The organism is Brevundimonas sp. KM4, assembly GCF_000964075.1.
Lineage (GTDB): Bacteria > Pseudomonadota > Alphaproteobacteria > Caulobacterales > Caulobacteraceae > Brevundimonas > Brevundimonas huaxiensis.
In genome coordinates this window covers 36218-56114 of the sequence record NZ_JZRG01000018.1, presented here as the reverse complement: position 1 = coordinate 56114, position 19897 = coordinate 36218, and the positions used below count along the sequence as shown (strand labels likewise).

General features: G+C 65.6%; 21 protein-coding genes. 13 read left to right on the top strand and 8 right to left on the bottom strand.

Annotated features, from left to right (window positions below; genetic code table 11):
* Nucleotides 1-44: 44 nt before the first annotated feature.
* On the bottom strand, nucleotides 45-1829 hold the full coding sequence (locus tag VH88_RS10325; RefSeq protein WP_045811183.1) for an acyl-CoA dehydrogenase: 1785 nt from the start codon (nucleotides 1827-1829) through the stop codon (nucleotides 45-47).
* Nucleotides 1830-1963: 134 nt separating this feature from the next.
* Between VH88_RS10325 and VH88_RS10320 the strand changes: the two genes are divergently transcribed.
* Both VH88_RS10320 and VH88_RS10315 read left to right on the top strand, forming a co-directional pair.
* Nucleotides 1964-2515 (top strand): cytochrome b, encoded by a 552-nt coding sequence (locus VH88_RS10320; protein ID WP_045811182.1) that lies wholly within the window; start codon nucleotides 1964-1966, stop codon nucleotides 2513-2515.
* Nucleotides 2512-3429, top strand: a complete 918-nt coding sequence (locus VH88_RS10315; RefSeq protein WP_045811181.1) for an L-threonylcarbamoyladenylate synthase — start codon at nucleotides 2512-2514, stop codon at nucleotides 3427-3429. The genes VH88_RS10320 and VH88_RS10315 overlap by 4 nt, the downstream gene beginning before the upstream one ends.
* Here VH88_RS10315 and VH88_RS10310 read toward each other — a convergent pair.
* The 5 genes from VH88_RS10310 to VH88_RS10290 form a co-directional block, all read right to left on the bottom strand.
* Nucleotides 3426-4493 (bottom strand): patatin-like phospholipase family protein, encoded by a 1068-nt coding sequence (locus VH88_RS10310; RefSeq protein WP_082064456.1) that lies wholly within the window; start codon nucleotides 4491-4493, stop codon nucleotides 3426-3428. The genes VH88_RS10315 and VH88_RS10310 overlap by 4 nt on opposite strands.
* An 18-nt stretch (nucleotides 4494-4511) precedes the next feature.
* Nucleotides 4512-5351, bottom strand: coding sequence for a 3-hydroxybutyrate dehydrogenase (locus VH88_RS10305; RefSeq protein ID WP_045811180.1), 840 nt, complete (start codon nucleotides 5349-5351; stop codon nucleotides 4512-4514).
* A 53-nt stretch (nucleotides 5352-5404) separates the two neighbouring features.
* The gene (gene yaaA, locus VH88_RS10300) at nucleotides 5405-6175 is read right to left on the bottom strand and encodes a peroxide stress protein YaaA (RefSeq protein WP_045811179.1); all 771 of its coding nucleotides are present in this window, start codon (nucleotides 6173-6175) and stop codon (nucleotides 5405-5407) included.
* Between the two features lie 76 nt (nucleotides 6176-6251).
* Nucleotides 6252-6989 carry an arginyltransferase gene (locus VH88_RS10295; RefSeq protein WP_045811178.1) on the bottom strand — a complete coding sequence of 246 codons (738 nt, stop codon included), beginning with the start codon at nucleotides 6987-6989 and terminating at the stop codon, nucleotides 6252-6254.
* A 114-nt stretch (nucleotides 6990-7103) separates the two neighbouring features.
* Complete coding sequence (locus tag VH88_RS10290; protein WP_045811177.1) at nucleotides 7104-7994, bottom strand: flagellar motor protein MotB; 891 nt, start codon at nucleotides 7992-7994, stop codon at nucleotides 7104-7106.
* A 116-nt stretch (nucleotides 7995-8110) separates the two neighbouring features.
* Here VH88_RS10290 and VH88_RS10285 point away from each other — a divergent pair, with 116 nt between their 5' ends.
* Complete coding sequence (locus tag VH88_RS10285) at nucleotides 8111-8971, top strand: NAD(P)-dependent oxidoreductase (RefSeq protein WP_045811176.1); 861 nt, start codon at nucleotides 8111-8113, stop codon at nucleotides 8969-8971.
* Between the two features lie 3 nt (nucleotides 8972-8974).
* Here VH88_RS10285 and VH88_RS10280 read toward each other — a convergent pair whose 3' ends face one another.
* Complete coding sequence (locus VH88_RS10280) at nucleotides 8975-9466, bottom strand: GNAT family N-acetyltransferase (RefSeq protein ID WP_045811175.1); 492 nt, start codon at nucleotides 9464-9466, stop codon at nucleotides 8975-8977.
* The gene (hemB, locus tag VH88_RS10275) at nucleotides 9466-10464 is read right to left on the bottom strand and encodes a porphobilinogen synthase (protein WP_045811174.1); all 999 of its coding nucleotides are present in this window, start codon (nucleotides 10462-10464) and stop codon (nucleotides 9466-9468) included. The genes VH88_RS10280 and hemB overlap by 1 nt, the downstream gene beginning before the upstream one ends.
* Before the next feature lie 112 nt (nucleotides 10465-10576).
* Between hemB and VH88_RS10270 the strand changes: the two genes are divergently transcribed.
* The 10 genes from VH88_RS10270 (at nucleotide 10577) to thiL (ending at nucleotide 19702) form a co-directional block, all read left to right on the top strand.
* A complete protein-coding gene (locus VH88_RS10270; RefSeq protein ID WP_045811173.1) occupies nucleotides 10577-11446 on the top strand; it encodes a class I SAM-dependent methyltransferase in 870 nt (289 codons plus the stop codon).
* 131 nt (nucleotides 11447-11577) lie between these two features.
* Nucleotides 11578-12804 carry a 5-aminolevulinate synthase gene (hemA, locus tag VH88_RS10265; protein WP_045811172.1) on the top strand — a complete coding sequence of 409 codons (1227 nt, stop codon included), beginning with the start codon at nucleotides 11578-11580 and terminating at the stop codon, nucleotides 12802-12804.
* Nucleotides 12805-13548: 744 nt separating this feature from the next.
* Nucleotides 13549-14832, top strand: a complete 1284-nt coding sequence (glyA, locus tag VH88_RS10255; protein WP_045811170.1) for a serine hydroxymethyltransferase — start codon at nucleotides 13549-13551, stop codon at nucleotides 14830-14832.
* Between the two features lie 7 nt (nucleotides 14833-14839).
* Nucleotides 14840-15310: a transcriptional regulator NrdR gene (gene nrdR, locus VH88_RS10250; protein WP_039245113.1), complete on the top strand. Its 471-nt coding sequence runs from the start codon at nucleotides 14840-14842 to the stop codon at nucleotides 15308-15310.
* Nucleotides 15310-15930, top strand: a complete 621-nt coding sequence (locus VH88_RS10245; RefSeq protein WP_045811169.1) for a RibD family protein — start codon at nucleotides 15310-15312, stop codon at nucleotides 15928-15930. Before nrdR ends, VH88_RS10245 begins: the two co-directional genes overlap by 1 nt.
* Before the next feature lie 65 nt (nucleotides 15931-15995).
* Nucleotides 15996-16598 carry a riboflavin synthase gene (locus tag VH88_RS10240; RefSeq protein WP_045811168.1) on the top strand — a complete coding sequence of 201 codons (603 nt, stop codon included), beginning with the start codon at nucleotides 15996-15998 and terminating at the stop codon, nucleotides 16596-16598.
* Nucleotides 16598-17734 carry a 3,4-dihydroxy-2-butanone-4-phosphate synthase gene (gene ribB, locus VH88_RS10235; protein ID WP_045811167.1) on the top strand — a complete coding sequence of 379 codons (1137 nt, stop codon included), beginning with the start codon at nucleotides 16598-16600 and terminating at the stop codon, nucleotides 17732-17734. The genes VH88_RS10240 and ribB overlap by 1 nt, the downstream gene beginning before the upstream one ends.
* On the top strand, nucleotides 17731-18192 hold the full coding sequence (gene ribH, locus VH88_RS10230) for a 6,7-dimethyl-8-ribityllumazine synthase (protein WP_017503913.1): 462 nt from the start codon (nucleotides 17731-17733) through the stop codon (nucleotides 18190-18192). The genes ribB and ribH overlap by 4 nt, the downstream gene beginning before the upstream one ends.
* Complete coding sequence (gene nusB, locus VH88_RS10225) at nucleotides 18189-18713, top strand: transcription antitermination factor NusB (protein ID WP_039245120.1); 525 nt, start codon at nucleotides 18189-18191, stop codon at nucleotides 18711-18713. The genes ribH and nusB overlap by 4 nt, the downstream gene beginning before the upstream one ends.
* The gene (gene thiL / locus VH88_RS10220; protein ID WP_045811166.1) at nucleotides 18713-19702 is read left to right on the top strand and encodes a thiamine-phosphate kinase; all 990 of its coding nucleotides are present in this window, start codon (nucleotides 18713-18715) and stop codon (nucleotides 19700-19702) included. Before nusB ends, thiL begins: the two co-directional genes overlap by 1 nt.
* The last annotated feature ends 195 nt before the right edge of the window (nucleotides 19703-19897 follow it).

Here is a 19897-nt window from a genome sequence, read left to right as displayed (position 1 = left end):
AAGGTCCGGCCCCATCGACGTCAAACGAAGAAACGACAAGCCGATCATCCGGCCAGCGCGTCCACCGTCATGCGCCGCAGCAGGTCGCCGCCCTGACCCACGGCCGCCAGACGGCTGGAGACGTGGCCCAGCACATTGGCGGCATAGACTTCGTAGAGGTCCAGTTTGCCCTGCAGCCAATCCGGATCACCGTCATTGGCGTCCAGCTTCGCCTTGGCCGCCAGCGCGCCCTTGGCCAGCATCCATCCGCCGGCCACATCGCCCAGCAGTTTCAGATAGGCGTCGGCGGCCGCCAGCACGTCGGCCGCCGCATTCGGATCAGCCTTCTGATCCAGCAGCCACAGGGTCGCGTCCTCGACCGCCTCGATGGCGGTGGCGAAGCGTTCGACCGGCTTGCCGCTGTAGAGCTTTCCGAGATCGACCAGGGTCGTCTTCATGTCTGCGATCAGCGCCTTGGCCGAATCGCCGCCGTCCATCGACAGTTTGCGACCCACCAGATCCATGGCCTGGATGCCGTTGGTGCCTTCGTAGATCGGGGCGATGCGGGCGTCGCGATAGTATTGCGCCGCGCCGGTCTCCTCGATGAAGCCCATGCCGCCGTGGATCTGGACGCCCATCGAGGCGACCTCGCAGCCGATATCGGTGGACCAGGCCTTGGCGATCGGCGTGAACAGGTCCTCGCGTCCCTTCCAGCGACGGCGTTCCTCCTCGGTCCCGGCGTGGCGGGCCAGATCGGCGGCCACGCCGGTCGACAGGCAAATGGCGCGCGCCGCCGAAATCTTGGCCTTCATGACGCTGAGCATGCGGCGCACGTCGGGGTGGTCGAAGATCGGGGCGTTGGCCTCGCCGGTCCAGACCGAGCGCCCCTGACGACGGTCCAAGGCATAGGCGAGGGCATGCTGATAGGCGCGTTCGGCGATGCCGACGCCCTCGACGCCGACCGCCAGGCGCGCCGCGTTCATCATCACGAACATATGGGCCAGGCCCTGGTTCGGCTGACCGACCAGTTCGGCGGTCGCCCCCTCATAGCTCATGACGCAGGTTGGCGAGGCGTGGATGCCCAGTTTGTGCTCGACACCGACCGGGCGGAAGGCGTTGCGGTCGCCGAGCGTGCCGTCTTCCATCACTGCAAACTTCGACGCCAGGAACAGGCTGATGCCCTTGGGGCCCTTGGGCGCGTCCGGCAGGCGGGCCAGCACCAGATGGACGATATTGTCGGTCGCGTCGTGGTCGCCCCAGGTGATGTAGATCTTCTGCCCGTTCAGCGCATAGGTCCCGTCGCCGTTCGGCGTCGCCGTGGTGATCAGCGAACCCAGGTCCGATCCGGCGCCCGGCTCGGTTAGCACCATGGCGCCGGTCCATTCGCCGCTGACCAACTTGGTCAGATATTTGGCTTTTTGCTCTTCCGTACCGACCTGCTCCAGCGCCTCGATCGAGGCCAGCGACAGCATGGGGCACAGGCCGAACGCCATGTTGGCGGCATGGACGGTCTCATAGGCCGCCAGTTCCAGCGCCTTGGGCAGGGCCTGTCCGCCGGCTTCGGTCGAGGCCGAAAGCCCGGTCCAGCCGCCGGCCGCGAACTGGCGATAGGCGTCGGCGAAGCCGGGAGCGGCGGTGACGGCGCCGTTAGCGTAGGTCGAGCCCTTCTGATCCCCAATCCGGTTTAGCGGCGCCAGCACCTCTTCGGAGAATTGTCCCGCCGCCTCCAGAACGGCGCCGGCGACGTCGGCGTCATAGTCGGGAAAGGCGCCGGTTGCGGCTACGTCGGCCATGCCGGCGACGGATTCCAGAGTGAAGGCCAGGTCTCGAACGGGCGCGCGATAGGTCATGGGTTTCCTCAATCGTCTTTGCGGCCTAAGTGCCGCGTCGGGGCTTGTCGCTGCAAGCGTCTTGGCGACGCGCCCCGTCTCAGTGCAAAGTGGTTGAATGCATGGTGACGCCGTGCCGTCGCGGAAGGGAAGACATGGGCGAGCCCCGCAATCGATATTCGCTCGTTTCCCTGCTGATGCACTGGGGCATCGCCGCCGCCGTTCTGGTGCAGGTGCTGCTGATCACCGCGCATGAGAATACGGAAGGCCCGCTTTCGGGCCAGTTCGTCATGCTGCACAAGTCGCTGGGTCTGACGATCCTGGTGCTGACCCTTGCGCGGATCGGATGGCGCCTGGCGCATCCGGCGATTCCTCTGCCATCCGCCTTGCCGCGCTGGCAGAAGGTGGCGGCGCGCGCGACGCACGTCCTGTTCTATCTGGCCCTGATCGTCATTCCGATGACCGGTTGGCTCGCATCATCGGCGGGCGGGCGCGCAATCGAGTGGTTCGGCCTCTTCTCCTGGCCCCTGCTGCCCGTCGGCGGCGGGCGTGAAACGGCGCGCAGCCTGATGGGGCTGCACGAACTGGCGGTGAAGGGTCTCTACGTCTTGATCGCTCTGCATGTGATCGCGGCGCTGAAGCATCAGTTCATCGATCGTGACAATGTGCTGCACCGGATGATCCCGATCATCCCGCGCCGACCGTGAGTCAAACGCCGCTGCAAGCCGGACAGGCGCTGGCGAACGGCGATCTGATCCTGCTGCCGACCGAGACTGTCTATGGACTGGGCGCCGACGCCAGCAATGCCGAAGCGGTCGCCGCCATCTTCGCCGCGAAAGGGCGGCCGAAGTTCAATCCGCTGATTTCGCATGTCGTGGATGTCGATGCGGCCGCCAAGATTGGGGAGTTGGGCCCGCTCGGACGCGCCTTGGCGGAGGCCTTCTGGCCCGGACCCTTCACCCTGATCACGCCAATCCTCGATACGCGCAAGGTCTGCGACTTGGCGCGCGCGGGGCTGGACAGCGTCGCGATCCGCGTTCCGGCGCATTCCGTGGCCAGAGAAGTGTTAGCGGCGTTCGGCGGCCCGGTTGTGGCCCCCTCAGCCAATCGTTCCGGCCGCCCAAGCCCGACGACCTTCCCCGATGCTGTCGAGGAGACGGGCTTTGCCGTCTCGGCGGCTGTCGATGGCGGGCCTTGCCAGATCGGTCTGGAAAGCACGGTTGTCTCGGTGCTGGGGGAACGGGTCGCTCTGTTGCGTCCCGGCGCCATCACCCGATCCGAGATCGAGGCGGTCGTTGGTCCCATTGGAGAGGGCGGGGAGGGGCACCGTTCGCCCGGGCGACTGACCCTGCACTATGCGCCGGATGCGCCGGTTCGGATCGAGGCGGACGTAGCGCGTGACGGCGAGATCCTGCTTGGCTTTGGCCCCGAAGCCGGCGAGCCGCGCTGGAGTCTGAGCCCTTCGGGCGACCTGCGCGAAGCCGCCGCCAATCTGTTCCGACTGCTGCGCGAGGCCGACCGCACACGGCCGACAGGTATCGCCGTGTCGCCGATCCCGACGACGGGACTGGGTGAAGCCATCAACGACCGTCTGCGCCGCGCCGCAGGCTTCATCGGCTAGCCGAAGCGAGCCTGAAGATCGACGCTGGACTGGCGCCCGACGCTGTTCAGGCACGCGTTCAACCAATCGTCGGCGGCCGCACGGCCCCGCGCCTTCAGATCGTTGATGAAGCTCCACTCGGTGTTGAACTTGGATCGCAGCGACAGGTCCGAAAGCCAGCCGTCCGCCTCGATCGCGTGCAGCCGGACGTGTCTATAAGGTCCCGCGCCACCGCCTTTCAACTGCCCGTGTTCGATCAGTTCACCCGCCAAGGCGATGGCGCGCAGTTCGGCGACCAGCGGGGCGTTGAAGACGATCTCGTTCAGCCGATCCACGATGTCGCCTGCGGTTTTCGGCGTCTCGTCGCGCATCATCGGATTGAGCGTAATCAGCAGCACGTCGTCCGGCGTGTCGTCTCCGGTCAAAGGCCACAGCGGCGGATTGGTCAGATAGCCGCCGTCCCAATAGGGCTCGCCGTCGATCTCCACGGCTTGAAACAGATGGGGCAGGCAGGCCGACGCCATCAGGACATCGGCATTGATCTCATTCGTCTGGAAGATGCGCGCCTTCGCCTGACGTACGGCCGTGGCGGCGACGAAAAGCCGGATGTCCGAGGCCTGGACGGCGCCGAAATCGACCGAGGCCTGCAAAACCCGTTTCAGAGGATTATGGTTCAGCGGATTGAATTCATACGGACTCATCGACATCGCCAGCGTTTCGCCCGCGCGCCAGAATGGATTGTCCTTGATCCAGTCGGGCGTTCGGGCCGCATTCCAGATCGCGCTGTCGCCGAAGACGTTGCGACCGCCGGACTGGTTCACCTCTCGCCAGAGCTTATCCAGTGCGGCGCGGCCATCGCCCGATGCAAGCCCAGACACCAGGGCCGCGCCGTTCATCGCTCCCGCTGAGACTCCGGACACCGCGCGAATATCAAGCCGATCGTCTTCCAATAGACGATCCAGCACGCCCCATTGGAAGGCGCCGTGTGCGCCGCCGCCCTGAAGCGCAAGGCAGATGGGCCGTCGGGTGGGAGCGGCGGGAATGTTGTCCGCTGCCTCGGCGGTCTTGCGCTTGAAAATCGCCATGACCGCCGCCTTCCTTTGCTACTGAGCGGTCCAGCCGCCGTCGATCGAGAAACTGGCTCCATTGGCCGAGGCGCCGAGGTCGCTGACCAGGTAGAGGAACAGGCCGGTCAGCTCCTCCGTCGTGACGAACCGCTTTGTCGGCTGGGCCGCCAGAATCACGTCCGTCAGCACCCGCTCCTCGGTCATGTTTCGCGTCCGCGCCTGATCCGCGATCTGTTTGGTCACGATCGGCGTCTCGACGAAGCCGGGGCAGATGGCGTTGCAGGTGATGTTGTCCCGCGCCAGTTCCAGCGCTGCGGTCTTGGTGAAGCCGATGACGCCATGCTTCGCCGCCACATAGGCGGACTTGAACGGACTGGCCACCAGACCGTGCGCCGAGGCCATGTTGATGATCCGGCCGCATCCCTGCGCCTTCATGATCGGGATCGCCGCGCGTGTGGCGTAAAAGGCCGAGGACAGGTTGATGGCGATGATCTTCTCCCACTGGTCGGTGGGGAAGTTCTCGACGGATTCGACGTGCTGGATGCCGGCGTTGTTGACCAAGATGTCCAGGCGGCCCAGTTCGCGTTCAGCGAAGGCGATCATGTCGGCGATCTCGTCACCGCGTGTCATGTCGGCTGGATGATAGAGGACGCGAACGCCGGATGAGGCCTCCAGATCGGCGCGGGTGCGCTCGATCTCCGCCGGGTCGCCCAGGCCGTTCAGCACCACGTCGCCGCCGCCCGCCGCCACGGCCCGCGCGAGAGCCAGCCCGATGCCGGAGGTCGAGCCCGTGATGACCGCGACCTGCCCTTTCAGATCGCCGATACCGCGTGCCGCCCGACTGTCAGCGCCCGTGGAGTTAGGCTCTTGCGACATGAATCCGCCCCTTCGTTTGTTTTGGCGAGATTAGCGGGAGGTCGATGTCGGGATCAAGAATTTCCCGATCTGATGAATATCCACTCGGCGTCGGTCGAGGCGGCCTTGTCGAACGCATAACCGTCGCGGTCGAAAGCCTTCAGGTCCGAGACCCGTTCCACGCGCTCGTCGATCGCGAAACGCGCCATGGCCCCCCGCGCCTTCTTGGCAAAGAACGAGATGATGCGGCTCTCGCCATTCTTCTCTTCCCGGAACTGGGGCGTGACGACAGGCAGTTTCAGCGCCTTTGCATCGACGGCTCCGAAATATTCCTGGCTGGCCAGGTTCACCAGCGTCGGATCCGACTGACCCTCGGCGTCCTCGTTCAGTTGTTTGGAAATCCGGTCGCCCCAGAAGTCGTACAAGCTGGCCCCGCGACGCGTCTTCAGCCGCGTGCCCATCTCCAGGCGATAGGGCTGGATCCGGTCCAATGGACGCAGCAGGCCATAAAAGCCGGACAGAATGCGCAAGTGATCCTGGGCGAACGCCAAGGCCTCGGCGTCCAGTTCGCGCGCTTTCAAACCCTCATAGACATCGCCGGCAAAGGCGAAGGCGGCCTGAACGCCCTCGGTCGATTCAGGATCGAAAGCCTCGAAACGCGCGGCGTTCAGCGTCGCCAAATCGTCGGAAATCCCCATCAGCCGACGCAGGTCTGCCTTGGTCTGGCGCTTGGCGGTCTTGGACAGGCTGGCGGTGTCTTCGAGGAACCGCCGGTCCGTCGCCGGACTGGCCGCATCGGCTTCGGTGAAATCGAGGCGCTTGGCCGGGGAAAGAACAATCAGCAAGACGCGGCTCCGTAATGTCGCCGCCCACATAGGATGCTTCGATGACGATTTGAACCGGCTGCGACGAAGGGGCGCCTCAGGCGTCGCGCCGTGACCAGCCGAGCTTGCCGAGGGTTTCCATCGGGCGGAAGTCGGCCTTGTAATGCATCTTGGCCGAGCCCTGGACCCAATAGCCGAGGTAGACGAACGGGAGGCCGACGATGGCGGCCTGGCGCACATGATCTAGGATGGCGAACCGGCCCAGGCTGCGCCGCTCCATCGTCGGGTCATAGAAGCTGTAGACCATCGACAGGCCGTCTTTCAGCAGGTCCGTCAGGGTTACGGCGACCAGGTCGCCCGGTCCGCCGTCGGTGGAGGGCAGGCGGTATTCGATCAGATGGGTGCGCACGGCCGTATCCTCGACCATGGCGACGTAATCCAGCCAGCCCATGTCGCTCATGCCGCCGGTCGGATGGCGCGCGGTCAGATAGCGGCGCAGAAGCTGGAACTGTTCGGTCGTAGCCTCCGCTTCGACCAGGTCGCGCGACAGGTCGGCGTTGCGGGCCAGCACCTTGCGCTGCGAGCGGCTGAACGTGAACTCCGGCACCGGCAGCCGCACGGAGACACAGGCGTCACACGCTTCGCAGGCCGGGCGATAGGCGATGTTCTGGCTGCGGCGAAAGCCGGCCAGCGTCAGTTCGTCATTGACGTGCGCGCCGTCCGAGAAGCGCAGGTTGGCGAAGACCTTCCGCTCCGTCTTGCCCGGAAGATACGGGCAGGGCGCGACAGAAGTCATGAAGAAGCGAAGCTGTCGGGTCGGTACGTGCTGGGTCACGGCCTCAGGTCCACATCCGATCTTGCCAATATTGCGACGACACAACGCTCATCGCGCGATTTGGCGTCATCCGCCTTCCGGCTGCAAGCCTGTTCGCGTTGCAGCCGACTAGGGTCACAGCGAGGTGTCCGACGGCAGGACCGGCGCCTCGCGCAACAGGACGATGGCGATGCGACGGTTGCCGGCCAGGGTTGGATCGTCCGGATAGAGCGGGTCGGACCCCGCCTTGCCCGCCACCGAATAGACCCGGTCGGGATCGACGCCCGAACCTTGCAGCACCAGACGCGAGCCGTTCGCGCGCTCGGACGACAGGCTCCAGTCGGCAGGGGCGCTGGCGCGGCTGGAGCCGGGCGCTGCGCTGGTATGTCCGGTGATGGAGATACGGTTCGGCAACTGATTGATCACCTTGGCCACGGCGCGCAGCAGCACCTGGGCGCGGGCGTTGGGCCGCGCAGAGTTGTTGTCGAACATCGACCGACCTTCCTGATCGACCAGCTGGATGCGCAGCCCCTCGGGCGTCTGGTCCACGATCAGCTGTTTCGACAGTTCGGCCAGTTCCGGCATCGACTGCATGGCTTGGCGCAGCGATTCGGCGGCGCTGGCGAACTCGGCGGCCTCGCGCTTCTGGATCTCGGCCTGAAGGGCGGCGTCGCTGGCGGACGACAGGCTGGAGCCGGTCTGATCGGTCGCGGGCGCCTCGGGCGCCAGTTCTTCCAAAACCGACTGCGAGCCGGCGCTCTTGACGCCGTCGTCGCCCAGCGATGTGCCGCCCAGAATGCCGCCCGAACCCGACGTCGTTTCGGACACGCTGGCGGGTGCGAAATATTCGGCGATGCCGCGCTTCTGCTCCGGGTCGGTCGTGTTGATCAGCCACATCAGCAGGAAGAAGGCCATCATGGCGGTCACGAAGTCCGCGTAGGCCACTTTCCACGCACCGCCGTGGTGGCCTCCGCCGGAGACCTTCTTGACCTTCTTGATGAGGATCGGACGATCGCTCACGGACATGGACGCGCACCCCGACGAATGGTGTCCCATTCTGGGCTGGCCAAGGTTAACCGGGCGTTGACCTTGAACCCCGGCGCGGCGCGGCCTAGTCCGGCGGCAGGATCAAGGAGCCTGTCATGAAGATCGCATTCGCCGGCCTGGGCGTCATGGGCGCCCCGATGGCCCGTCATCTGGTCGAAACGGGCCACGACGTGACCGGCTTCAATCGGACTGCGTCAAAGGCCGAGGCCTGGGCGGCGGCGACGGGCGGCAAGGCGGCGGCGACGGTGGCTGAGGCGGCGCAGGGCGTCGACCTGCTCATCCTGTGCGTCGGCAATGACGACGACGTGCGCGCCGTCGTGACCGAGGCCATGCCGCATCTGTCGGAGGCCGCCGTGATCGTCGATCACACCACGACCTCGGCCAAGGTTGCGCGCGAAATGGCCGAACTGGCGAACGGGCAGGGACGGTCGTTCATCGACGCGCCGGTGTCGGGCGGCCAGGCGGGCGCCGAGAACGGACAGCTCAGCGTCATGGCCGGCGGGGATGCCGCCGCCCTGGCGAGGGTCGAGCCCGTGCTGAAGGCCTATTCCAAGGCCATCAAACATATGGGACCGGCCGGGTCAGGTCAGTTGACCAAGATGGTCAACCAGATCGCCATCGCCGGCGTCGTCCAGGGTCTGGCCGAAGCGGTCCATTTCGCTCAGGTCGCGGGACTGGACACCGACGCCGCCTATGAGGCCGTGTCCAAGGGCGCCGCGCAAAGCTGGCAGATGGACAATCGCTGGAAGACGGCGGCCAGGGGCGAGTTCGACTTCGGCTTCGCCGTCGACTGGATGCGCAAGGACCTGGGTCTGGTGCTGGACGAGGCGCGCACGAACGGCGCCCGCCTGTCTCTGACGGCCTTGGTCGATCAGTTCTACGCCGAGGTTCAGGCCCTGGGCGGAAACCGCTGGGACACGTCCAGCCTGGCCGCGCGACTGCAACCCCGCGACTGACGCCTAGAGCCGGCGGTGCATGATGTGCAGGCCCACCAGCCCGTGCGTCGGGTGATCGAACGCTTCGGGAACCGTGCCCACGATCTCGAAACCCAGCTTCTTCCACAGCGCCACGGCGACAGTATTGGTCTCGACCACGGCGTTGAACTGCATGGATCGAAAGCCGGCATCCCGCGCGAAAGCCAGCGCGGCCTCGCCCAGCGCCCGGGCCACGCCGCGCCCGCGCACTTCGGGCGCCACCATGAAGCTGCCGTTGGCGACGTGGGCCCCGTTTCCCGGCTGGTTCGGAATGATCTTGGCGGCGCCCAGCACCTGACCGTCCTCGACCGCCACTAGAGTTCCTCCCGGCGCCGGCGGCGTCCACAGAGCGCGCGCCTGATCCTCGGTCATGTCCAACGGATAGGTATAGGTCTCGCCTGAGCGGGTGACGGTCTCGATGATCGGCCAAAGACCCGTCCAGTCGGCCTCCGTGATCGGCCGGGTCTTCACGCCCATCAGCCCAGCAGCCGTGCGGCCTGCGGTGCGAAATAGGTCAGCACGCCCGCGCATCCCGCGCGCTTGAACCCGTGCAGGGTCTCAAGGATCGCACGGTCCCGGTCCAGCCAGCCATTGGCGATGGAGGCCTGCATCATCGAATATTCGCCCGACACCTGATAGGCGAAGGTGGGCACGCGGAAGGTCTCGGACACGCGACGGACGATATCCAGATAGGGCATGCCCGGCTTGACCATCACCGCATCGGCGCCTTCCGACAGGTCCATCGCCACCTCCTTAAGCGCCTCGTCGGAGTTGGCGTAATCCATCTGATAGGTCTTCTTGTCGCCCTTCAGCATCGCCGAGGAGCCCACGGCGTCGCGATAGGGGCCGTAGAAGGCCGAGGCGAACTTGGCGGCGTAGGACAGGATCAGCGTGTCCTGAAACCCGTTGGCCTCCAGCGCCTCCCGCAACGCCTGGATGCGGCCATCCATCATGTCCGACGGGGCCACGACATCGGCGCCGGCATGGGCGTGGATGAAGGCCTGTTCGGCCAGACGGTCCAGCGAGGCGTCGTTGGCGATCCGGTCGCCCTCCATCACCCCGTCGTGGCCATGATCGGTGTAGCAGTCCAGGGCGACGTCGGTCATGACGCCGATCTCGGGCGCGGCGTCCTTGATCGCCTTGATGCAGTCGGGGATCAGGCCGTCGGGGTCGGTCGCGCCGGTGCCGACGGCATCCTTGATCGCGCCATCGACATTGGGGAACAGGGCCACCATCGGAATGCCGAGGTCGCGCGCCTCGACCGCCGCCGCCGCCGCCGCCTTGGGGGAAAGCCGAAACACGCCGGGCATGGAGGCGACCGGGACGCGATCCTCGGCGCCATCATGAACGATCAGCGGCCAGATCAGATCGGCCGGCGTCAGGGTCGTTTCCGCCACCAGCCGCCGCACCCACGGGCTGGACCGCAGGCGGCGCGGACGGGCGAGCGGGAAGGGGGCGGGCTGATAGGGAAGCATGGCGAGACCTTGGGAAATCCAGCGTCGGACTAGCGCCGCAATGACCGGTGCGCAAATCGCGTGATGCGTCGGATCGTTTCGTGCGTGATGACGGCTTGCGCGGATCGGCGAAATGCGAGCCTATCGCGACAAATCGATGGAGACGATGATGATCGGCAAATTGACGGCGGGTGCAACGGCCCTGGTTTTGGCGGCAGGTCTGTCCGGCTGCATCATCATCGACTCGGATGGCGGCGAGCGGACCGTCGTCACACCCGCGTCGGACTATGCCTTGATGGTCGATCAAGCAGCGGCTGACGCAGAAGCAGCGCGCTATTCTAGTCTCTATGCCGATGCGGTCGCCGATTCCAAGCGTCCGGCCGAAGAGGTCGCGCGTGATCCGCTGCGTCACCCGGCCGAGATTCTCGCCTTCGCTCAACTGGAGCCGGGCGACAAGGTCGCCGACATTCGCCCCGGCGCCGGCTATTTCACGCGGCTGTTTTCCGACGTGGTCGGCCCGACCGGTCGGGTCTACGCCTTCGTGCCCGAGCGGACGATGGCGCGCGAGAACGCCGGGGCCGATGCGCTTGTCGCGGCCTATTCGAACGTGACGCGCGTCAACGGCCTGCTGGACTCCATGACCTTCGCCGAGCCGCTGGACATGATCTTCATGAGCCAGGAGTACCACGACTTCCACATCCCCGGCTTCAACACCGACGTGGCCAGGATGAACGCGGCGTTGTTCGCGGCGCTGAAGCCCGGCGGCCGCTACATCCTGATCGACCATGAAGCCGCGCCCGGCACGGGCATCTCGGCGGTTCAGACCCTGCACCGCATCGAAGGCGACTATCTGAAGCGCGAGGTCGAGGCGGCGGGCTTCGTCTTCGAGGGCGAGAGCCAGGCCGTCGCCAATCCCGCAGACGACCACAGCCTGAACGTCTTCGACGAGAAGATCCGCGGCAAGACGGACCAGTTCGTCTATCGCTTCCGCAAGCCGGGCTGATCGATCTCAATACTGAGAACTGTTATCAATTAAGGGTTTGGGGCGTTTTGTCCATGCGGCGGACATGGACAAGCCCGCTTCGGGAGAGCAAACAACGCAAAGACATCGCCATAAGCGAAAGAACGCGTAGTTTGTTCGACTATAAGGCCGCCTTTAATAGCTCCGTGGAGCAGGTTCGCAGCGAAGGGCGCTATCGCGTCTTCGCCGATCTGAAGCGCGTGCGCGGTCAGTTTCCGCAGGCCGTGCGTCGCCGCGAGGATGGCTCCGAACAGGACGTCGTCATCTGGTGCTCGAACGACTATCTCGGCATGGGCCAGCACCCCGTCGTGCTGGACGCCATGCATAACGAGATCGATGCGGTAGGCGCCGGCGCCGGCGGCACGCGCAACATCTCCGGCACGACCCGTTCCGCCGTCGATCTGGAAGCCGAACTGGCCCACTGGCACCAGAAAGAAGCAGCCCTGCTGTTCACCTCGGGCTATGTCGGCAACGAGGCGACGCTGTCGACCCTGCAGAAGATCCTGCCGGGCCTGATCACCTTCTCCGATTCGCTGAACCACGCCTCGATGATCGCCGGCATCCGCCACGGCGGCGGCGAGCGTCACGTCTTCATGCACAACGATCTGGCGCATCTGGAGGCCCTGCTGGCGGCGGCGCCGGCCGATGCGCCCAAGCTGATCGCGTTTGAGAGCGTCTATTCGATGGACGGCGACATCGCCGATCTGGCCGGCACGATTGCGCTCGCCAAGAAATACGGCGCCCTGACCTATCTGGACGAGGTCCATGCGGTCGGCCTGTATGGCGAGACCGGCGCCGGCGTCGCCGAGCGCGACGGCGTGCTGGATCAGATCGACATCATCGAATGCACTCTGGGCAAGGCGATCGGCGTGATGGGCGGCTATATCGCCGCCGACGCCATGATCATCGATGCGGTGCGCAGCTGGGCCTCGGGCTTCATCTTCACCACCTCGCTGCCACCCGCATTGACGGCGGGCGCGCTGGCCTCGGTGCGTCACCTGAAGGCCCATCCCGAACTGCGCGTCCAGCACCAGGAACGCGCAGCGACCCTGAAGGCCCGCTTCGCCGCCGCCGGCATCCCTGTGATGGAAAGCGAGAGCCATATCGTGCCTGTGCACGTCGGCGATCCGGTCCACTGCAAGATGATCTCGGACATGCTGCTGGACGAGTACGGCGTCTATGTTCAGCCGATCAACTATCCGACCGTCCCCAAGGGGACCGAGCGCCTGCGCTTCACGCCGTCGCCGAACCACACCGACGCCATGATGGATCATCTGGTTCAGGCGATGGACAAGCTGTTCGCCCACTGCAACGTGGCGCGCCGACCCGCCGCCGCATGACGACGGACGACGACCCCCGCTTGGACTTGGGGGAGGTCATCGTCGAGTTCACCCGCAACGGCCCCTACCTCAAATGCTCGGCCATCCATGTCGCGACAGGCCGAGAGGTTAGCGCGATGGGGCCAGTCAATGAGCCCAAGTCCGTCGAACGTGTGGCGATCGCCAAGCTAAGGCGGGCATTGTTCAGCGGGCTTTAACACAGCGCGATTGAATCGACTCTGACGTTGAACGATGGTTCCCTTCGCACTTGGGAGGATACCATGTTGCAACCGGGCAGCCCGCCGATTTTAGGGTTTGGCGCGTTCTCGATTTTTGCAGCTCTAGCAGGTCTTGTCTTGCTGGTTGGTGCGGACCATTCCGCGCCAGGATGCACAGGTCCGAGGGTTGAGCGTTGCGACTATCTTGATACGGCCAAGACTGCCGTATCGACGCGGAGCTGGCGTAAATTTAGGCCAGATTACGGTTACGAGATCATCGATCTAGGATCGTCGGTTCGTGTTCAGCAATATCTTCCCAACGGCTTCTTGGCCTTGTTTGAGGGACCGGCCGTTGTGATTGACAAGGCAAGTTGCAGGGTCTGCTTTTTCCAAGTTCGAGAATCCACGGATTACGATAAGAACATAAGGTTCTCGCGCTTCCCTGGCCCTACGCCGTAAGCGGCTTATCGAAGGCTGACCACAAGATGTTGTGGTCGCGCGCGGCTGGGGATAGATAGGCCAGCTTCTGATTTCCGGGGATTCCAGCGTGACGGCCTTCACCCACGACGCCTATTTCACCAAGACGCTCACTGACGCCGACCCGGATGTCTTCAAGGGCATTCAGGGCGAGCTGGGCCGTCAGCGCGAACAGATCGAGCTGATCGCTTCCGAGAATATCGTATCTCAGGCGGTGCTGGACGCGCAGGGTTCGGTCCTGACCAACAAATACGCCGAAGGCTATCCCGGTCGTCGCTATTACGGCGGCTGCGAGTTCGTCGACGTGACCGAGGACCTGGCGCGTGAGCGGGCCAAGCAACTGTTCGGCGCCGCCTTCGCCAACGTCCAGCCCCACTCGGGCGCGCAGGCGAACCAGGCGGTCTTCTTCACCCTGCTGCAGCCCGGCGACACCTTCCTGGGCATGGATCTGGCCTGCGGCGGACACCTGACGCACGGTTCGCCGGCGAACCAATCGGGCAAGTGGTTCCGCCCCGTGACCTACAAGGTGCGCGAAGACACCCACCTGATCGACTACGATCACGTCGCCGAAATGGCCGAGCGTGAGAAGCCCAAGCTGATCCTGGCCGGCGCCTCGGCCTACAGCCGCCACATCGACTTCCAGCGCTTCCGCGAGATCGCCGACAGCGTCGGCGCCTATCTGATGGTGGATATGGCCCACTATGCGGGTCTGATCGCCGGCGGCGCCTATCCGGACCCGATCCCGCACGCCCACGTCGTCACCACGACGACGCACAAAACCTTGCGCGGCCCGCGCGGCGGCATGATCCTGTCCAACGACGTTGATCTGGGCAAAAAGATCAACTCCGCCGTCTTCCCCGGCCTGCAAGGCGGCCCGCTGGAACACGTCATCGCGGCCAAGGCCGTGGCCTTCGGCGAGGCGCTGAAGCCCGAGTTCAAGGGCTATGCCCAACAGGTGGTCAAGAACGCCCAGGCCCTGTCCGGCGTCCTGATCGAGCGCGGCCTGGCCATCGTCTCGGGCGGCACCGACAGCCACCTGGCCCTGGTCGACCTGCGGCCCAAGGGCGTGACCGGCAAGGCGACCGAGCATGAGCTCGAAAAGGCGCTGATGACCTGCAACAAGAACGGCGTGCCGTTCGACACCGCTCCCTTCACCGTCACCTCGGGCGTCCGCCTGGGGACCCCGGCTGGCACCACGCGCGGCTTCGGCGAGGAAGAGTTCAAGCAGATCGGTCACTGGATCGCCGACGTCGTCTCGTCGATGAACGGCGGCGACGAAGCCGATCCGGCCGTGGTCGCAGGCGTCGCGGCCCAGGTGCGAGAGTTGACGCACCGCTTCCCGATCTACGGATAAGCGCCTGATGAAGTGCCCTTTTTGCGGTCATCAGGACACCCAGGTGAAGGACAGCCGGCCGTCGGACGACGGCTCGGCCATCCGACGTCGCCGGTCCTGCCCGAACTGCAACGGGCGCTTCACGACGTTCGAACGCGTGCAATTGCGTGAACTGGTCATCCTGAAACGCAACGGGCGACGCACGCCCTTCGACCGCGACAAGCTGGAACGTTCGCTGGGCGTGGCTCTGCGTAAGCGCCCGGTTCAGGCCGATCAGGTCGAGCAGATGGTCAACCGGATCGTCCGCCAGCTGGAAAGCCTCGGCGAGACCGAAATCCCGTCCAGCACGGTCGGCGATTTCATCATGAAGGCGCTGAAGGGCGTGGATGAGGTGGCCTATGTCCGCTACGCCTCGGTTTATAAGGATTTCCGCCACACCGGCGACTTCGCCAAATTCCTGGGCGACGAAGGGTTCGACGAACCGTCCGGCAAGGCCTGATGCGGGTCACGTTGAAACTGGCGACCTCCCTGGACGGACGGATCGCCACGGCCTCGGGCGAGAGCCAGTGGATCACCGGCGAAGCCGCGCGGCTTGAAGGGCACCGCCTGCGCGCCGCACACGACGCAATCCTGGTCGGTGTCGAGACGGTTCTGCATGACGATCCCGAACTGACCGCCCGCCTTCCGGGGCGCAGCTTGGATCAGCCCTTGCGCGTCGTGCTGGACAGCCGGTTGCGCACGCCGCAGGCGGCGAAGGTCGCGGGCGAAAACACTCTGATCCTGACCGCCGCGGAACCGCGCACGATCGGCGCCGCCAAGGTCGTGCAGGTCGCCGACGAGGATGGTCGTCCGACCATCCCGGCCGTGCTGAAAGCTCTGGAAATCGCTGGTGCAACCTCGCTTCTGATCGAAGGCGGCGGCCAGGTCGCGGCCGCCTTCCTGCGCGCAAACGCCGTCGATGCGCTGGAATGGTTTCGGGCGCCGATCCTGCTGGGCGGAGAGGGACGGCCCTGCGTCGCCGCCCTGGCTCTTGCAAAGCTGGCCGACGCCCCCAAGTTCCGTCGCCTGGGCGTCGAGCCCGTCGGGGACGATCTGTGGGAACGTTACGCCCGTCTCTGACGCCGTCCAATTAGACGATTAGACGAATTAGACGGTATTTTTCTCCCAAGGGGTCCAGAGTCCAAATGTTCACCGGCATCGTCACCGACATCGGCCGCGTCCGCGAGGTCCGCGAGACCGACCGCGATCGTCGTTACGAGATCGAGACCGCCTGGAACACCGACGGCATCGACCTGGGCGCCTCCATCAGCCACGCGGGCTGCTGCCTGACGGTGACCGAAAAGGGCCACGATGCTCGGGGGGGCTGGTTCGCCGTCGAGGTGTCGAACGAGACCCTGTCCAAGACCACCCTGGGCGCCTGGAAGACCGGCGACGGCGTCAATCTGGAGCGGGCCGCCAGGCTGGGCGACGAGATGGGCGGCCACGTCGTGTCCGGCCACGTGGACGGTCTTGGGCGGGTGATTTCGATCACGCCCGAAGGCGGATCGCATCGGATTGAGGTCGAGGCCCCGGCGCCCCTACACCGCTATATCGCCGCCAAGGGGTCGATCACGGTCGACGGCGTGTCTCTGACCGTCAACGCCGTCGAGGGTCAGGTCTTCTCGCTGAACATCATCCCGCACACCTGGGACGTGACGACCCTGGGCCGCTTGAAAGTGGGTGATCCGGTCAATCTGGAGATCGACATGCTGGCGCGATACCTCGCGCGGTGGCAGGAGACCGCGTGATGCAAGCCCAGGCCGCGAACATGAACGACAGCCCGATCAGTCCCATCGAGGACATTCTGGAGGACGCCCGCAACGGCCGTCCCTACATCCTGGTGGACGCCGAGGATCGCGAGAACGAAGGGGACATCATCATCCCCGCCCAGTTTGCTACGCCGGACCAGATCAACTTCATGATCCGCCAGGCGCGCGGCCTGGTGTGCCTGGCTCTGACCGCCGAACGCGCACAGCAACTGCGCCTGCCGCCGATGGCCGCCGACAACCGCGAGAGCATGAAGACTGCCTTCACCGTCTCGATCGAGGCCAAGGACGGCGTGACGACCGGCATCTCGGCCGCCGACCGCTCGCGCACCATTCATGTGGCGACCGATGCGTCCAAGGGCATGGACGACATCGTCTCGCCCGGCCACATCTTCCCCCTGGTGGCCCGCGACGGCGGCGTTCTGGTCCGCGCCGGCCACACCGAGGCGGCTGTGGATATCAGTCGCATGGCCGGCCTGACCCCCGCCGGGGTGATCTGCGAGATCATCAAGGACGACGGCGACATGGCGCGGATGCCCGATCTGGTCGCCTTCGCCCAGCTGCACGGGCTGAAGATCGGCACCATCGCCGACCTGATCGCCTATCGCCGTCGCACCGAACGCTTCGTCGAGCGGATCATGGATACGCCGTTCGAGAGCGTTCACGGCGGACCGTTCCGCCTGATGCTGTACAAGAACACCATCGAGGGCGCCGAGCATGTGGCCCTGGTCAAGGGGCGCATCGATCCGGCCAAGCCGACGCTGGTGCGGATGCACCAGGTGGACTTCGCCTGCGACCTGCTGGGCCATGTCGAGGCGCGCCAAGACTATGTGCCCAGCGCCCTGAAACAGATCACCGACCATGACGGTCCCGGCGTCGTCGTCTTCCTTCGCGACCCGTCGCTGAACTCGCTGGCCGAACGGCTGGCGGGCGCGGACAAGCCGGCGGCGATGGATCGATCGCTGCGCGCCTATGGCGTGGGGGCCCAGATCCTGCTGGATCTGGGCGTCAGGGATATGATCGTTATGAGTTCGACGCGACCCGAACCGACGGCGCTGGAAGGCTATGGCCTGCGCATCGTCGGCTGGCGCGACATGGATGGAGAAACCAAGGCGTGACCGAAGCCCCCCGTATTCTGATCGTTGAGGCGCGCTTCTACGACGACCTGGCCGACGCCCTGCTGGAAGGGGCCAAGGAGACGCTGAAGGCGCGCGGCGCCGATTTCGACGTCATCACCGTGCCCGGCGCGCTTGAGGTGCCGCCGGCCATCGCCTTGGCCGAGGAGGCCGGCCGCTTCCCGACCGCACCCCGCTATGACGGCTATGTGGCTCTGGGCACGGTCATCCGTGGCGAGACTTACCATTTCGAGATCGTCTCCGATCAGTCGGCGGCCGGCATCATGGCTCTCGGCGTCAAGGGCGTCATCATCGGCAACGGCATCCTGACGACCGAAGACGAAGACCAGGCCTGGTATCGGGCCCGTCTTTCGGAAGGGGATAAGGGCGGCGGGGCGGCCAAGGCGTGCCTAGACCTCATTGCATTGAAGAAGCGGTTGCGTCATGGCGTCGGCGCATGACTGAACCGAACAGCGTCAAAGCCGTCCTCGAACAACTCGCCGAAGCCGAAAAGCAGCGCGCCGAGCCCAATCTGAGCTCCAAACAGCGTCGCGCCCGCACCGTGTCGCGTCTCGCCGCCGTCCAGGCCCTGTATCAAATGGAACTGGCGGGCGAGGGTGTGGAGACGGTGATCACCGAATTCTCCAACTTCCGCTTCGACGCCGACATTGAAGGCCAAGCCCTGGCCGAGGCCGATGAGGCCTATTTCGCCGACATCGTGCGCGGCGTGATCGAAAGCCAGCGCGACATCGACACGGCCATCAAGGCCCGCTTGGCCTCCAACTGGAAGCTGGAGCGGATCGACGCCACCCTGCGCGCCCTGCTGCGTTCGGGCGCCTGGGAGCTGATCAAGCATCCCGAGACCCCGCGCGAGGTCGTGATCGACGAATATGTCGAACTGGCCAAGGCCTTCTTCGACGACGCCGAGGCGCGCTTCGTCAACGCGGCGCTGGACGGCGTGGCCAAAGACACCCGCAAATAATGCCTGCGCTCGACGTCGCGGGCGAGTTCGAGACGATTGAGCGGCTGTTCAAGCCCCTTGCCCATCCCGAGTGGGGAAGGGGACTGGCCGACGATGTGGCGGCGCTGCCGTCACGCCCCGGCTATGACCTCGTCTTGACCAAAGACGCCATCGTCGAGGGCGTGCATTTCCTGCCTGACGATCCGCTGGACACGGTCGCCAGGAAGCTGCTGCGGGTCAATCTGTCGGACCTGGCCGCCAAGGGCTCAGAGCCGTTCGGCTATCTGCTGTCCTGCTTCTGGTCCGAGCGCTGCGGCTGGCCCGAGCGCGAGGCCTTCGCCGCCGGACTGGCTGAAGATCAGGCGCGGTTCGGCGTTCATTTGCTCGGCGGCGACACGGTCAGGACGCCCGGCCCGCTGTCCTTCTCTCTGACGGCCCTGGGTTGGACGCCGACGGGCAAAGCCGTTTCTCGCGCCGGCGCGCAGGTCGGCGACCTCGTCTTCGTCACCGGCGTGATCGGGGACGGCCTTCTGGGCCTGAAGGCGGCGCAAGGACAGCTGGCTCTGGCGCCCGAGCGGATGCAAGCCTTGATCAGCCACTACCGGATGCCGACGCCACGCACCGACTTCGCCGACATCGTGCGCGAGTTCGCCACCGCATCCGTCGATGTGTCGGACGGCCTGGCCGCCGACCTGGCTCACATCGCGCAGGCCAGCAGGGTCGGTGTGGCGCTTACCCTGAACGTCCTGCCCCTGTCCGCGGCGGCGCAGGCCTGGTTCGACGACCGGGTCGATCCGCAGCTATCGCTGGAAGATCTGGCCAGCGGCGGTGACGACTATGAGATCGCCTTCACCGCCCAGCCGCGCCACGAAGACGCCCTGCGTCGCGAGGCCGAGCGCCGACTGATTCGCCTGACCCGCGTCGGCGAAGTCACCGCAACTCAGGGCCTGACGGTGCTTTACGACGGTCAGCCCGTGCCGATGGCCACAAACGGCTGGACCCACGGCTGACGTGGCAAGGGAATCCTAACGCCCGTCCGGCAGGATTTCGTCATAGACCGTAGAACCCTGATCGCCGCCGGAACCGCCGCCCTGACTGGCGCCGCCGCCAGTCGCGCCGCCGCCTCCGGCAGCGAAACCGAGTCTGCGCCTGCGGCCCTGAGCATCGCAGGCCTCGGCCTGCCCGTCATCGAGGGCGGGCGTTTG